Source organism: Streptomyces sp. NPDC097619 (genome assembly GCF_040302735.1).
Taxonomy (GTDB): Bacteria; Actinomycetota; Actinomycetes; order Streptomycetales; family Streptomycetaceae; genus Streptomyces.
Genome location: NZ_JBEOSD010000040.1, coordinates 1 through 14,395, shown reverse-complemented (window position 1 = coordinate 14,395; position 14,395 = coordinate 1). Strand labels below are relative to the sequence as shown.

The 14,395-nt window shown below is 72.8% G+C and carries 12 protein-coding genes and 1 pseudogene; 8 read left to right on the top strand and 5 right to left on the bottom strand.

From position 1 onward, the window contains the following. The first annotated feature begins 1 nt into the window (after position 1). Together ABTZ17_RS13965 and nuoN are read left to right on the top strand one after the other, a co-directional pair. A complete protein-coding gene (locus tag ABTZ17_RS13965; RefSeq protein ID WP_352195816.1) occupies positions 2-1,573 on the top strand; it encodes an NADH-quinone oxidoreductase subunit M in 1,572 nt (523 codons plus the stop codon). Further along, positions 1,573-3,267 carry an NADH-quinone oxidoreductase subunit NuoN gene (gene nuoN, locus ABTZ17_RS13960; RefSeq protein ID WP_352195851.1) on the top strand — a complete coding sequence of 565 codons (1,695 nt, stop codon included), beginning with the start codon at positions 1,573-1,575 and terminating at the stop codon, positions 3,265-3,267. Before ABTZ17_RS13965 ends, nuoN begins: the two co-directional genes overlap by 1 nt. 79 nt (positions 3,268-3,346) lie before the next feature. On the opposite strand, the gene ABTZ17_RS13955 is transcribed toward nuoN, so the two are convergent. The 3 genes from ABTZ17_RS13955 to fahA form a co-directional block, all read right to left on the bottom strand. Further along, the gene (locus ABTZ17_RS13955) at positions 3,347-3,958 is read right to left on the bottom strand and encodes a Uma2 family endonuclease (RefSeq protein ID WP_352195815.1); all 612 of its coding nucleotides are present in this window, start codon (positions 3,956-3,958) and stop codon (positions 3,347-3,349) included. A gap of 137 nt (positions 3,959-4,095) precedes the next feature. Then, complete coding sequence (locus ABTZ17_RS13950; RefSeq protein ID WP_352195814.1) at positions 4,096-4,704, bottom strand: hypothetical protein; 609 nt, start codon at positions 4,702-4,704, stop codon at positions 4,096-4,098. A 134-nt stretch (positions 4,705-4,838) separates the two neighbouring features. Further along, complete coding sequence (fahA, locus tag ABTZ17_RS13945) at positions 4,839-6,059, bottom strand: fumarylacetoacetase (RefSeq protein ID WP_352195813.1); 1,221 nt, start codon at positions 6,057-6,059, stop codon at positions 4,839-4,841. 148 nt (positions 6,060-6,207) lie between these two features. Here fahA and ABTZ17_RS13940 point away from each other — a divergent pair, with 148 nt between their 5' ends. After that, positions 6,208-7,002: an HAD family hydrolase gene (locus ABTZ17_RS13940; RefSeq protein ID WP_352195812.1), complete on the top strand. Its 795-nt coding sequence runs from the start codon at positions 6,208-6,210 to the stop codon at positions 7,000-7,002. Positions 7,003-7,142: 140 nt separating this feature from the next. On the opposite strand, the gene ABTZ17_RS13935 is transcribed toward ABTZ17_RS13940, so the two are convergent. Next, on the bottom strand, positions 7,143-9,200 hold the full coding sequence (locus ABTZ17_RS13935; protein WP_502994671.1) for a CocE/NonD family hydrolase: 2,058 nt from the start codon (positions 9,198-9,200) through the stop codon (positions 7,143-7,145). A gap of 15 nt (positions 9,201-9,215) precedes the next feature. Further along, positions 9,216-10,730 (bottom strand): peptide MFS transporter, encoded by a 1,515-nt coding sequence (locus tag ABTZ17_RS13930; protein ID WP_352195811.1) that lies wholly within the window; start codon positions 10,728-10,730, stop codon positions 9,216-9,218. 178 nt (positions 10,731-10,908) lie between these two features. On the opposite strand from ABTZ17_RS13930, the gene ABTZ17_RS13925 reads away from it, so the two are divergent. The 5 genes and pseudogenes from ABTZ17_RS13925 to ABTZ17_RS13905 form a co-directional block, all read left to right on the top strand. Beyond that, positions 10,909-11,919, top strand: a complete 1,011-nt coding sequence (locus tag ABTZ17_RS13925; protein WP_352195810.1) for a polyprenyl synthetase family protein — start codon at positions 10,909-10,911, stop codon at positions 11,917-11,919. 276 nt (positions 11,920-12,195) lie between these two features. Beyond that, the gene (locus tag ABTZ17_RS13920; protein ID WP_352195809.1) at positions 12,196-13,464 is read left to right on the top strand and encodes a LolA family protein; all 1,269 of its coding nucleotides are present in this window, start codon (positions 12,196-12,198) and stop codon (positions 13,462-13,464) included. A gap of 155 nt (positions 13,465-13,619) precedes the next feature. Then, positions 13,620-13,823 carry a hypothetical protein gene (locus ABTZ17_RS13915; protein WP_352195808.1) on the top strand — a complete coding sequence of 68 codons (204 nt, stop codon included), beginning with the start codon at positions 13,620-13,622 and terminating at the stop codon, positions 13,821-13,823. Further along, entirely contained in the window at positions 13,820-14,281 is a 462-nt protein-coding gene (locus tag ABTZ17_RS13910) for a hypothetical protein (protein WP_352195807.1), read from the top strand. Before ABTZ17_RS13915 ends, ABTZ17_RS13910 begins: the two co-directional genes overlap by 4 nt. A 19-nt stretch (positions 14,282-14,300) precedes the next feature. Further along, positions 14,301-14,395, top strand: a pseudogene (locus tag ABTZ17_RS13905) (TerD family protein); the annotation flags it as partial.

Genomic DNA, 14,395 nt, shown 5'->3' with positions numbered 1-14,395 from the left:
GATGAGTTTCCCGCTTCTGACGGCCACGGCCGTGCTGCCCGCGGCGGGCGCGGTCCTGACCGCGGCCGTCCCGGCCGCCCGCCGGTCCGCCGCCAAGTGGCTGGCGCTGCTGGTGTCCCTGGGCACGCTGGCGCTGGCCGCGGTGGTCGCGGTCCGCTTCGATCCGGGCGGCGACCGCTACCAGCTGACCGAGTCGCACTCCTGGATCGCGGACTTCGGCGTCCGGTACGAGCTGGGCGTCGACGGCATCGGGGTGGCGCTGATCGCGCTGACCGCGCTGCTGATCCCCTTCGTGATCGTGGCGGGCTGGCACGACGCCGACCCGCTGGAGACCTCGTCCACCCGGTGGCGTCCGACCCAGGGCTTCTTCGCCCTGATCCTGATGGTCGAGGCGATGGTGATCATCTCCTTCGCCGCCACGGACGTGTTCCTCTTCTACATCTTCTTCGAAGCCATGCTGATCCCGATGTACTTCCTCATCGGCGGCTTCGGGGACCGGGCCCACGCGGGCAGCGACGAGAACGCCGCCACGCAGCGCTCGTACGCGGCGGTGAAGTTCCTCCTCTACAACCTGGCCGGCGGTCTGATCATGCTGGCCGCGGTGATCGGGCTGTACGTGGTCGCCGGGAGCTTCTCGCTCCAGGAGATCGCCGCGGCCCGTGCGGCGGGCGAGCTGGACATGGCCACCAACACCGAACGCCTGCTGTTCCTCGGCTTCTTCTTCGCCTTCGCGGTGAAGGCCCCGCTGTGGCCGCTGCACACCTGGCTGCCGAACGCCATGGGCGAGGCCACGGCCCCGGTCGCGGTCCTCATCACGGCGGTGGTCGACAAGGTCGGCACCTTCGCGATGCTCCGCTTCTGCCTGGGCCTGTTCCCGGAGGCCAGCAAGTGGGCCACCCCGGTGGTGCTGGTGCTGGCGCTGATCAGCATCGTCTACGGGGCGCTGCTCGCGGTGGGCCAGCGGGACATCAAGCGGCTGGTGGCCTACGCCTCCATCTCGCACTTCGGCTTCATCATCCTGGGCATCTTCGCGATGACCTCCCAGGGGCAGTCCGGGGCCACGCTGTACATGGTGAACCACGGGCTGAGCACGGCCGCCCTGATGCTGGTGGCCGGGTTCCTGATCTCGCGCCGCGGCTCCCGGCTCATCGCCGACTACGGCGGCGTGCAGAAGGTGGCCCCGGTGCTCGCGGGCACCTTCCTGATCGGTGGCCTCGCCACCCTGTCGCTGCCGGGGCTCGCGCCCTTCGTCAGTGAGTTCCTGGTCCTGGTGGGCACCTTCTCCCGCTACCCGGTGGCCGGGATCATCGCGACCGTCGGCATCGTGCTGGCGGCGCTGTACACCCTGGTGCTGTACCAGCGGACCATGACCGGTCCGGTGCCGGAGGAGATCCGGGCCATGCCCGATCTGAAGGCCCGTGAACTGCTGGTCGTGGCCCCGCTGATCGCCCTGCTGATCGGCCTCGGGGTGTACCCGAAGCCGCTCACGGAGATCGTCAACCCGGCGGTCACGCACACCCTGTCCGACGTGCAGCAGCACGACCCCGAGCCCGAGGTGGAGGCGGCGAAGTGATCACCGCAGCTGTCCCCGAGGCCGCGGCCCGTTGGGCCGCCCTCGCCGCCGACCCGGTCGAGCGGATCCCGGCCCCGCACATCGAGTACGCGCAGCTCGCGCCGATCCTCATCGTGCTCGGGGCGGCCATCCTCGGCGTCCTCGTCGAGGCGTTCGTCCCGCGCCGGTCCCGTTACGTGGTTCAGGTGTTCCTCACCGTCGCCGCCATCGCCTCGGCCTTCGCGGCCGTGGTCGGGCTGGCGGCGGGCGGGTACGGCTCGACCAAGGCGCGGATCGCCGCGATGGGCGCCATCGCGGTGGACGGGCCCTCCCTGTTCCTCCAGGGCACCATCCTGCTGGCCTCGGTGGTGGCGGTGTTCACCTTCGCCGAGCGCCGGCTGGACCACACCGGGCACCTGGCGGCCGAGGGGGCGGCGGCGGATGCCGCCTCCTCCGGTCGGGCCGACTCCTTCGCCGCGCAGGCGGCCTCGGTGCCCGGCAGCGACAGCGAGAAGGCGGCGGTCCGGGCCGGGTTCGCGACGACCGAGGTCTACCCGCTGGCCCTGTTCGCCATCGCCGGCATGCTGATCTTCCCGGCGGCCAACGACCTGCTGACGCTGTTCGTGGCCCTGGAGGTCTTCTCCCTCCCGCTCTACCTGCTGTGCGCCCTCGCCCGCCGGCGGCGGCTGCTGTCGCAGGAGGCCGCGGTCAAGTACTTCCTGCTGGGCGCCTTCTCCTCGGCCTTCCTGCTCTTCGGCATCGCCCTGATCTACGGCTACGCGGGCTCGGTCTCGTACGCCCGGATCGCGGACGTGGTCGACGGCACGGTCACCAGCGTGGACCCCGCCCTCGCCGGGACCATGGGCAACGACGCGCTGCTGCTGATCGGCGCGGCGCTGCTCCTGATGGGCCTGCTGTTCAAGGTGGGCGCGGTGCCCTTCCACATGTGGACCCCGGACGTGTACCAGGGCGCCCCGACCCCGATCACCGGGTTCATGGCGGCGGCCACGAAGGTCGCGGCCTTCGGCGCCCTGCTCCGCCTCCTGTACGTGGCCCTGCCGGGGCTGCGCTGGGACTGGCGGCCGGTGATGTGGGGGGTCGCGATCGTCACGATGCTGGCGGGCGCGGTCATCGCGGTCACGCAGACCGACGTGAAGCGGCTGCTGGCGTACTCCTCGGTGGCGCACGCCGGGTTCATCCTGGCCGGTGTGATCGCGACCTCGGAGGAGGGGGTCTCCTCGGTCCTCTTCTACCTGGTGGCGTACTCCTTCGTGACCATCGGCGCCTTCGCGGTGGTGACCCTGGTGCGGGACGCGGGCGGCGAGGCCACCCACCTGTCCAAGTGGGCGGGGCTGGGGCGGCGTTCGCCGCTGGTGGCGGCGGTGTTCGCGGTGTTCCTGCTGGCCTTCGCGGGCATTCCGCTGACCTCCGGGTTCTCCGGGAAGTTCGCGGTGTTCAAGGCGGCCGCGGAGGGCGGCGCGGGCGCGCTGGTCGTGGTCGGCGTGATCTCCTCGGCGATCGCCGCGTTCTTCTACGTGCGGGTGATCGTGCTGATGTTCTTCAGCGAGCCGAAGGCCGACGGCCCCTCGGTGGCGGTCCCGTCCCCGCTGACCATGGTCACCATCGCGGTGGGCGTGGCGGTCACGGTGGTGCTGGGCGTGGCCCCGCAGTACTTCCTGGACCTGGCGGGTCAGGCGAGCGTCTTCGCCCGCTGACCGGCCCCGGACGGAACACCGGAAGGGCCCGGCCCCCTCTTCGTGAGGGGGCCGGGCCCTTCGGCGTGGGCGGGGCGGGTCAGCCGCGCCGTTTGGCGGTGATCTCGGCCAGGTCGAGGTCGAGGGGGAAGGGCACGGGGACCTTGAGGCGGTCGCGGAAGATGCCGGTGGCCACGTAGCGGCCGGTGGTGGGCTCCAGTTCGAAGACGAACACGACGGCGCGCCCGCCCTCGTTCTCCACGCGCCAGTAGTGCGCGATGCCGGCCTTGGCGTACTTGAGCGGCTTGACCTCGCGGTCCCGGCCCACCGATTCCGGTGAGACCACTTCGATGGCGAGCAGCACCGAGGCGGCGGACAGCCGGGTCATGGCGGGGTCGTCCGCCACGTCGCCCGCGGCGACCACGATGACGTCCGGCTCGGGCCGGTTCTGCCGGTCCAGGTCGATGGTGAACTCGCGGAGCACGTCGTACTCGCCGGGGACGAGCGAATGCAGCTGCCATTCGAAGAAGCTGATGGCACGCATGTGGAACAGAGTCTGCGGACTCACGAAGACGAGGCTCCCGTCGATCAGCTCCGTGTGCGGAGGCAGGTCCGGAAGCGTGTCCAGGTCGTCGGCGGTCCAGCCGCCCTCGGGCGGGACCGGCCAGTGGTATGCGGTCTCCGGCTCGGGGATCTCGGGATCGACGCTCATCGGTAGTGCTCCCATGCGACGGAGTCTCGCGAGTGCTCCCATGCGACGGAGTCTCGCGAGTCCGTCCAGCGTATCGCCGGGGATCCGGGGAGGGCCGCCCGCACGTGTGAACGTCAGCCGGGTGTTGGTGGTCCGTGTCAGGGGCTCGCGGGCGGGGTCGTGGGCGGGGTCGTGGAGCCCGGGGGGCAGGTGACGTTCGGGTTCCAGGGCTTGAAGTAGCCGCTGGGGTTGGGTTCGTAGGCCCAGGCGTGGAGGTCGTAGTGGACGGGCATGCCGGGGGAGTGGCCGGGCATGGGGCCGTCGAAGCCGAGGCCGAAGAGTTCGGGGCGGTCGCCGGCGGTCGTGAGGTCCTGGTCCTCGTCGGGGACCAGCCACTCCAGGGCGAGGAGCTTCCGCTTGCCGTCGGGGCCCTTCTCGGTGCCGTACACGAGCGCGGCGGGTTTCGTCGGGTCCACCGAGCCGATCAGGGACTCCTTGACGTAGTGGTAGCCCATGGCGCCCGAGCCCTCGGGGTCGGCGGCGCACACGGTGTCGGCCACGTAGCCGTCCCGGACCGCGGCCGCCTCGTCCGTGTACTTCAGCGTGGCCAGGTGGGCCCGGCCGAGGTCGAGGACGTGCTCCCCGGCGGTGCCGCCGACGGAGGGCGAGGGGGAGGGGGAGGGGCTCTCGGCGGCGTGCGCGGGGACGGCGGTCAGGATCAGACAGGCCGTGGCCGCGCCGGTGAGGACTGCCTTGAGGTGTCGCATCGACGCATCGCCTCTCGTGCGGGTCCGCGCGGGCCCGTGCCGGCCCGCGCCACCTCCCACCATCACGCGGACGCGGCGGGCCCGCACCCGGAGACCGGGGGCGGGCCCGTGCGCGCGGCGGTGTGGGGCGGGACTCAGACCGCCGGGGCGATCCGGCCGCTGACCTCGCCGAGGCCGATGCGGGTGCCGTCGGGGCCGGGGGCCCAGGCGGTCAGGGTGACGGTGTCCCCGTCCTCCAGGAAGGTCCGCTTGCCGTCGGTCAGCTCGATGGCGTCCCGACCGTTCCAGGTCAGCTCCAGCAGGGAGCCGCGCTGGTCGGTCTCGGGGCCGCTGACGGTGCCGGAGCCGTACACGTCGCCGGTGCGCAGGGAGGCGCCGTTGACGGTCATGTGGGCGAGCTGCTGGGCGGCGGTCCAGTACATGGTGGCGAAGGGCGGGGCGGCCACCTCCTGCCCGTTGATCTGCACGGTGATCCGCAGGTCGAAGCCGCCGGGGCGGGCGTCGGCGTCGTCGAGGTAGGGCAGCAGCGGGAAGTCCCGGGCGGGCGGGGCGGTGCGGGCCGCGTCCAGGGCCTCCAGCGGGGTGACCCAGGCGGAGACGGAGGTGGCGAAGGACTTGCCGAGGAAGGGGCCGAGGGGCACGTACTCCCAGGCCTGGAGGTCGCGGGCGGACCAGTCGTTGAGGAGGAAGAGGCCGAAGACGTGGTCCTCGAAGGAGCCCAGGGGCACCGGGCGGCCGTGCTCGGAGGGCGTGCCGACGACGAAGCCGACCTCGGCCTCGATGTCGAGCTTGACGCTGGGGCCGAACACCGGCGCCGGGTCGGTGGGGGCCTTGCGCTGGCCGGAGGGGCGGACCACCTCGGTGCCGGAGACCACGATGGTGCCGGAGCGGCCGTGGTAGCCGATCGGCAGGTGCTTCCAGTTGGGGGTGAGCGGCTCGCCGTCGGGGCGGAAGATGCGGCCCACGTTGGTGGCGTGGTGCTCGCTGGCGTAGAAGTCCACGTAGTCGGCGACCTCGTACGGCAGGTGCAGGGTCACCTCGTCCAGGGGCGTGAACAGGGGCTCGACGGTGGCGCGGTGCGCCGGGTCGGTGACCCAGGAGGCCAGCTCGGCCCGGACCTCGGACCAGACGGGGCGGCCCGCGGCGAGCAGCGGGTTCAGGGAGGGCGCGGAGAGCGGCCCGGCGTGCGCCGAGCCGAGGGCGGTGGCGGCCGCTCCCGCGTCCAGCACGTGCGCGCCCAGGCGTACGCCGATCCGGCGCCGCTCCTCGCCGGTCTTGGTGTACACGCCGTAGGGGAGGTTGTGCGGCCCGAACGGGTCGCCCTCGGGGAGGTCGAGGGGGCTCTGCTGGGGCATGGGGTGCAGCCTCATTTCCACGTCTTCCGGGGGTGGCCCGGGGGAGCACAGTGCGAGACGACACGTTACGTGGCCGGTGGGGCGTGCGGGAGGCCGAATTCGGGTCCCATTTATCAGACTTGTACCGAGGGGTCCGTATCCTTGGCGGGTGTCCTACGCCTTGATCGCCACCGACCTCGACGGAACCCTGCTCTGTGCCGGGGATTTCGTGTCCCCCGGCTCCCGGACGGCGCTCGCGCGGGCGCGCGCTGCGGGCGCGGAGCACATCGTGGTCACCGGGCGCCCCGTACCGCAGGTCCGGCACGTCCTCGACGGCCTCGGGTACACCGGTCTGGCGGTGTGCGGACAGGGGGCCCAGGTCTACGACGCGGCCGCCGGCCGGATGCTGCACTCGGTGCCGATGGACCGGGAGCTGGCGGACCTGGCCCTCGGCAAGATCGAGGCGGAGACCGGCGAGCTGTACGCGGCGGTGAACCGCGAGGGCGTGGACGCGGAGATGTTGATAGGGCCGGGCTACCGGATGTGGCATCCGCACCTGCCGACGGTCCGGGTGCCCCGGCGCGGGGACCTGTGGTCGGAGCCGATCAACAAGGTGCTGATCCAGCACCCGCTGCTGTCGGACGACGAACTGACGCGGACGGCGCGGGCGGTGGCCGGGGACCTGGTCAACGTCACGATGGCCGGGGAGCACACGGTGGAGCTCCAGCCGCACGGCATCGACAAGGCGGGCGGCCTGGCGCTGGCGGCGGCCGAGCTGGGCCTGTCGGCGGGGTCGGCGATCGCTTTCGGGGACATGCCGAACGACCTGCCGATGTTCGCGTGGGCGGCGCACGGGGTGGCCATGGCCAACGCCCACGCGGAGCTGAAGGCCGTCGCGGACGAGATCACGCTCTCGAACGAGGAGGACGGGGTCGCGGCGGTCCTGAACCGGCTCTATCCCTGAGGCGGGCCGACTCCGGAGGGGGCCCGCCTCCCGAGGCCCCGGCCCGGCCCGGCCCGGGCCGGGGCGGGAGCCGCCGCGGCCGGCCACCCGTGGCGGGGAGCCGCCGCGGCCACCCGCCCCTTCCCGTCCCGGCGGTGCCCTCAGCCCGCCTCGCGAGGGATGCGGCGTTCCCAGGTGCGGTGGAAGACCACCTCTTCGCCCTCCCGGCAGACCACCTCGTCGGTGGTCACGAAGGCGCCCTCGGTGCAGCCGATCTCGGAGCGGGTCTCCACGGAGGTGTCCCAGCCCCGGTCGGGCCGGTGCAGCCTGATCCGCCACTCGGAGCGGGTCCGGGCGGAGAGCGGGTCCCCGTCCCGGACGGTGTAGGTCTCGCGGGCGTCCTCGGAGAACTCCAGCCCGTCCGGGTAGACCCGGGTGCCGCCGTACCGGGGGTCGACCTCCAGCCGCCACTCCCCGGCGGCCACGTCCCGGACCACGAGCCGTTCGGGTCCGGGCCCGTCCAGGGTCTCGGGGTAGGAGACGCCGAGCGGCGCGGACTGCTCGGGGCCCTCGAAGGCGACCCGGTCGTCGGCGGGGGAGGGGGTGCGCACGGGGAGCTCCAGGGAGCTGCCCGCGGGGTCGAGGGTCCAGCCCGCCTCGGACCCGGCGCGGGGCCAGATCCACGGCCAGTACGCGGAGGACAGGGCGAGCCGGATCCGGTGGCCGGGGGCGAAGGCGTGCCCGATGCCGTTCAGCTCGAACAGCACGTCCTCGGTGGCCCCGGGCGGCCAGGAGACGGCCCGGTCGCGGCCGTGCCGGGCGGAGAGGTTGAGGACCCCGCGGGTGACCAGGGTGGAGGAGCCGTCGGGGGCGATGTCGCAGAGCCGGGCGACGACCTGCCCGTGCGGGACGTCCATGCGCAGCCGGGCGCGGACCCGCGGCCGGCCGAGGATCTCCACCGGCGGGCCGTCCTCGGGGACGGGGAACTCGAAGCAGGCGGACTTGGCGTCCTCCTCGCGCTGGTCGGGGGGCAGGTCGGCGTCGTTGCCGAAGGGGAAGAAGCGGCCCGCGTCGAGTCCGGTGTGCTGGGGGGAGGCCACGGTGACGGGGCCGCCGCGGAGCCCGTACTCCACCGGGGTGATCTGCGGGGAGGGCCAGGCGGGGTCGGCGACCCAGCGGCCGGGCAGCACTTCGTAGGTGGTGGCCGGGGGGTGGGAGGAGCTGATCCAGGAGCGGAGCAGGGGTTCCTCCATGACCCCGTTGTCCACGCCCTTGAGCCAGTGGTCCCACCAGCGCAGCGTCTCCTGGAGGAAGCCGATGGCGGGGCCGGGGGGCAGTCCGCGGTCGGGGTACTGGTGGGACCAGGGGCCGATGATGCCGCGGACCCGGTCCCGGGGCAGGTGCTCGGCCAGCCGCAGCACGGTGTCGCGGTAGGGGTCGTGCCAGCCGCCGACGGCGAGGACGGCGGCGCGGAGGGCCCCGTAGTCCTCGCAGACGCTGCCGTGCCGCCAGTAGGCGTCCCGGGTCTGGTGGGCCAGCCAGGTGTGCACGAGGGGTTCCACGGCCTCCAGGCGGTCCAGCCACCGCTCGCGCCAGCCGTCCCCGGCGTACGCGGGGTCCGGCGGGCGGGAGGCGAAGGCGAGCATGGTGGCCGCCCAGGCGTGCATGTCCACCGCGAGGACCGATCCGCCCATGTAGTGCACGTCGTTGTCATAGCGGTCGTCGGTGGAGCAGACGGTGACGACCGCCTTCAGCGGCTCCGGGGCGAGCGCGGCGATCTGGAGGGAGTTGAACCCGCCCCAGGAGATCCCGAACATGCCGACGTTCCCGCTGCACCAGGGCTGCGCGGCCAGCCATTCCACGACGGCCACCCCGTCGGCCAGTTCGCGGGCGTCGTACTCGTCGCCGGGGCGGCCGCCGCTGTTGCCGTGGCCGCGGACGTCCACGCGGACGGAGGCGTAGCCGTGGCCCGCGTACCAGGGGTGGCGCTGCCGGTCCCGGGGGGCCGTCCAGTCGGTGAGGCGGTAGGGCAGGTACTCCAGCAGGGCGGGGACGGGGGCGTCGGTCACCGGCCGCCAGATCCGCGCGTACAGCTCGGTGCCGTCGGGCATCGGGATCCGCAGGTCCTCCTGGGTGGTCCCGTAGGGGAAGACGGTGCGGACGGTCGGGGTGGGGGCGGCGGCCCGGTCGGTGGTCGGGCGGGCGTGCTCGTCGGTCATGGGGGGCCTCGGGCGTCAGTGGACGGGGTGCATGGTGCGCCGCAGCCACGGCGCGAGGGCGATCACGGCGAGGCCGACGGCGACGGCCACGGCGCCGTTGACCCCGAAGTACACGGGGTGGGAGACCTCGTCGTAGACCTTGACCACCTGGGCCTGGATGCCGTTGGCGAGGGCCAGCGACAGGAACCACAGGGCCATGGTCTGGCTGCTGAACGCCTTGGGGGCGAGCTTGGAGGTGGCGGACATGCCGGAGGTCTCCAGGAGCACGTCGCCGAGGCCCAGCAGCAGGTAGGAGCCGACGATCCACCAGGCGGCCATCTTGTAGGTGTCGTCCGCGTGCCCGGACGTGGGCAGCACCATCAGCAGGAAGGACAGGCCGCCGAGGACCACCCCGATGGCGATCTTGTTGGAGGCGTGCGGCTGGCGGGGGCCCATCCGGGCCCACAGGGCGGCCACCACGGGGGCGAGCGCCACCTCGAAGGCGCCGAGGGCGGAGGCGTACCAGCCGGCGGGGAAGTCGAAGCCGAGGATGGTGGTCCGGGCGTTCGTCGAGGCCAGCAGCATCATCGTCGAGTACGCCTGGAAGAGGATGAAGTTGAAGGCCACCGAGGCCAGGAACAGCACCAGGTAGGGGCGGAGCCGGCCGCGTTCCTCCGGGGTGACCCGGGGGCTGCGGAACATCACCGTGAAGTAGACCGCCGGGGCGATCACCGAGATCAGGGTGAGCAGGTCCACGAACCGGTCCATGGTCAGCCATCCGGCGGCCGCCAGCAGCCAGCACAGGGCGGCGACGGCCAGCAGGCCCGCCACGAGCGCCCGCACGGTGCGCCGCAGGGTGTCCGGGGCCAACGGGAACTCGGCGGAGTGCTTGCGCCCGGCCAGGTGGCGGCGGCCCAGCACGTACTGGACGAGGCCCGCGGTCATGCCCACGGCGGCGGCGGAGAAGCCCCAGTGCCAGCCCTCGTGCTCGCCGAGCCAGGCGGTGATGAGCGGGCCGGCGAAGGCGCCGATGTTGATGCCCATGTAGTAGAGGGCGAATCCGGCGTCGCGCCGCTCGTCGTCGGTGCGGTAGAGCTTGCCGACCATGGTGGCGACGTTCGGCTTCAGCAGGCCGGTGCCCGCGCTGATCAGGCCGAGTCCGACCCAGGTCATGGCGGCGGTGGGGACGGCCATGGCGTAGTGGCCGCAGGCGATCAGGACGCCGCCCCACAGGACGGCGCGGTAGGAACCGAGGATCCGGTCGGCGAGCCAGCCGCCGGCGACGGAGACGAGGTAGACCATGGTCCCGTACGCCGCCGAGACGGAGGCCGCGGTGCCGGGGTCCATCCCGAGGCCGCCGTTCGCCACCGTGTCGGCGAAGTAGAGGACCAGGATGGCCTGCATGCCGAGGAACGAGAACCGCTCCCACACCTCCAGCCCGGACAGGGTGGCGAGGCCGCGGGGGTGTCCGAGGAAGGCGTGGTCGTCGCCCGGCGGCGGCTGGTCCGCCTCCGGGTCGTTCGGGTCGGGATCGGCCTTTGTTCTGGACAAAAGGGTCTCTCCGGTTCGTATCGACTCCACCCGAACATACCGGGGCCCTTCGGGCAGTGCGCGGGCGGTGCCGCCCGGGTGCGCTCCGTGATCGAAAATGGACCGGATACGCTGACTTGAGTGATGGCAGCGACACATCGACAAACCGTGTGATCGTCAGCAGACAGGAGTACCCCTCGTGACCGTCGTCGGGCCGTTCGGACTCAGCGTGCGGGACCAGGCTCTCGAAACCGATGTCCAGGCAGGACTGGCCGCCGTCGAGGAGGGTCTGCTCGAAGCCACCAAGAGCGATGTCCCCTTCATCACCGAGGCGGCCCAGCACCTGGTGCGCGCGGGCGGCAAGCGCTTCCGCCCGCTGCTGGTGATGCTCGCTGCCCGGTTCGGAGACCCCTACGCCCCGCGGATCGTGCCCTCCGCCGTGGTCGTCGAGCTCACCCACCTGGCCACGCTGTACCACGACGACGTCATGGACGAGGCCGCGGTGCGCCGCGGCGTGCCGAGCGCCAACGCCCGCTGGGGCAACTCCGTCGCCGTCCTGACGGGTGACTTCCTCTTCGCGCGGGCCTCGCACATCCTTGCGGACCTGGGCCCCGAAGCGGTACGGATCCAGGCCGAGGCGTTCGAGCGGCTGGTCACCGGCCAGATCCTGGAGACCGCGGGTCCGCGCGACGGCCGCGACCCGATCGAGCACTACCTCGACGTGATGGCCGGCAAGACCGGCTCCCTGGTGGCGGTCTCCTGTCGCTTCGGCGCCATGATGTCCGGGGCCGACGAGAGCGTGGTCGACATCCTCACCCAGTACGGGGAGCGGCTCGGCCTGGCCTTCCAGCTCGCCGACGACGTCCTCGACATCGCCTCCGACTCCCACGAGTCCGGCAAGACCCCCGGCACCGACCTGCGCGAGGGCATCCCGACCCTGCCGGTCCTCCGGCTCCGGGAGGCCGCCGCCAAGCACGGGCTCGCCGAGGACCTCGACCTCCTGGCCCTCCTCGACTCCGACCTCACCGACGACGCCCGGCACGCCGAGGCCCTCACCCGGCTCCGCGCCCACCCGGCGCTGGCGCAGGCCCGCCGGGACACCGTGCGGTACGCGGAGGAGGCCCGGGCCACCCTGGCCCCGCTGCCCGACTGCTACGCCAAGGCGGCGCTGACCGAGCTGTGCGACGCCGTGGTGCACCGCGCCGGCTGATCCCTCCCGGGCCGTGGCCGGCGCCGCCCCTCCCGCTCCACCGCGGCGCGCCTCCGGCCCCGATCCGTCCCCTACGGGACGCCCCGGGTCGGGGGCGCTTCGTGTCATCCCAGGGTCGTACGCGGAGTTGGGCCCGGGGGCTGACGCTTCCCGGCGCCCGATTTGGTCAGATGGATCCACCATCCCCACCAGATCGGGTGACGAAGGCGGCACGGGGGGAAGGAACCGACCCGTAGCGGGTGGGTCGCCGCCGTGGACACTGGAGGCAGGGAAGACATGGCACCGAACGCACAGATTCCGACCGACGGCCCCGAGGCGGTCGAGGACCTCCGTGCGGGCCGCCGCAAGGCCGCACGGTACGTCGTCCCCGTGGCGGTGGCGGGCGTCGCCGCGGCCACCATCGCGATGGTCCCGGCCATGGCCAACGCCGGCAGCCCGGACCTCCCGAAGCTGACCGCGCAGCAGCTCATCGAGAAGATCGCCGCCTCCGACACCGAGCAGCTCTCCGGCACCGCCCGGATCTCCACCGACCTGGGCCTGCCCTCCTTCGCCTCCGGCCTGCTCGGCGGCGGCGGTGTGACCGGCGGCTCCGCCGACCCGCAGGAGAAGCTGACCAAGCTGGCCTCCGGCACCCACACCGTCAAGGTGGCCGCCGACGGCCCCGAGCGGCAGAAGCTCACCTTCCTCGACGGCAAGGACGAGTACTCCCTCATCCACAACGGCTCCGAGGTCTGGGCCTACGACAGCAGCTCCAAGGAGGTCTTCCACGAGAAGGCCCCCGAGGGCGCCGGCACCGGCAAGGGCAAGGAGCACAAGACCGCCGACCGCCTGGCGGGCACCCCCAAGCAGTTCGCCGAGGAAGCCCTCGAGGCCGCCGGCCCGACCACCGCGGTCACCGTCGGGGACTCCGCGCGCGTCGCGGGCCGGGACGCCTACCAGCTGGTTCTCAAGCCCAAGCAGTCCGGCTCCACGGTGGAGTCGGTCCGGATCGCGGTGGACGCGAAGACGGGCACCCCGCTCCGCTTCCAGGTGCTCTCCTCCGAGGGCGGCAAGCCGATCCTGGACGCCGGCTTCACCCAGGTCGACTTCTCGAAGCCGGCCGCCGACACCTTCGCCTTCACCCCGCCCGCGGGCACCAAGGTCACCGAGGGCGGCCCCGGCGCCGACCACGGCACGAAGGGCTCCGAGGCCCTGCCCCCCGGCCTGAAGGCACTGGAGTCCCTGCCCGGCCTGGAGGGCCTGGCGGGCGGCGCCGAGGGTCCCGGCAAGGGAGACGTGAAGGTGCTCGGCGAGGGCTGGGCCACCATCGCCCGCATCGACGCGGGCCAGGGAATCGACCTCGACGAGGCCGCCAAGGCCGAGGGCGCCCCCAAGGAGGCCGGGCAGTTCCTCGACGCCCTCGGGGACAAGGTCTCCGGGAAGTTCGGCTCCGGCCGGGTCTTCTCCACCCGCGTGATCAACGCCCTCGTCACCGACGACGGCAAGGTGTACGTGGGCGCCGTCACCAAGGACGCCCTCGTGAAGGCCGCCGACGGCGCCAAGTAGTCGGTGCTCGGGTAGCACCACCGGCCGCGCCCCGTCCCGGGGATGCGGCGGATCGTCCGGAACGGGGTGGTCGGGGCTGTGTCCCCGGCCACCCCCCGGCCGTTTTCCGGGGGTTCGCGTACCCCGTACAGCGGGCCCGCTGTACGGTGAACGGCATGTCGAGACACGTCACCATCCGCCTGGACGAGGAGTTCCACGACCGCCTCAAGGCGCGTGCGGCGGCGCTGGGGACCACCGTCACCGCTCTGATCACCGAGGTCACCGAGCGCGAACTGGACGAGGACAGGCGCAAGTTCCTGACCGGCATAGAGGAGTTCGCCGACCACTGGGGCTACTTCCAGGAGCGGTTCGGGAATTGAAGATCACCATGGAGTGGGCCTGGACCGCCCTGGCCCACCACCTGCCCTCGGACCCGGCGGTCTGGGACCCTTCCGGGGTCGAGGCGGCGGTCGCCCGGCACCAGAGCGACCTCGTGCTCGTACCGGAACAGCCCGCCCCCGACACCGCCTGGCGGGCGGCGGCCTTCCTGCACACCCTCGCGGTGTGCCCGGCCCTCGAATCGCCGATGAACGAGTTCTACGCCGCCGCGGCCACCCGCTCCTACCTGCGCGTGGCCGGGGCCCGGCACCTGCCCTCCCCGGAGGACCTGGGCGATCTCGTCGAGGCCGCCAAGCTGGGCCGGGCCGACATCGGGGCCGTGGCCAAGGAACTGCGCGCCGCCATCGAGGAGCCCAGCCCCCCGGCCGCCCTCAGCCTGGACCTCGGCGCGGGCGGCACCGGTACCGGAGCGGGCTCCGGGGACGCGGACGGGTCCTGAGGGAGCCCCGGACCATGGGGACGGCCAGCCGGTGGACGTGGTCTTCTTCCAGCACCTGACCAGCAACGACGGGTCGGTCCGGCACACCGGCGACAACCTCGTCGGCGGCGTCGG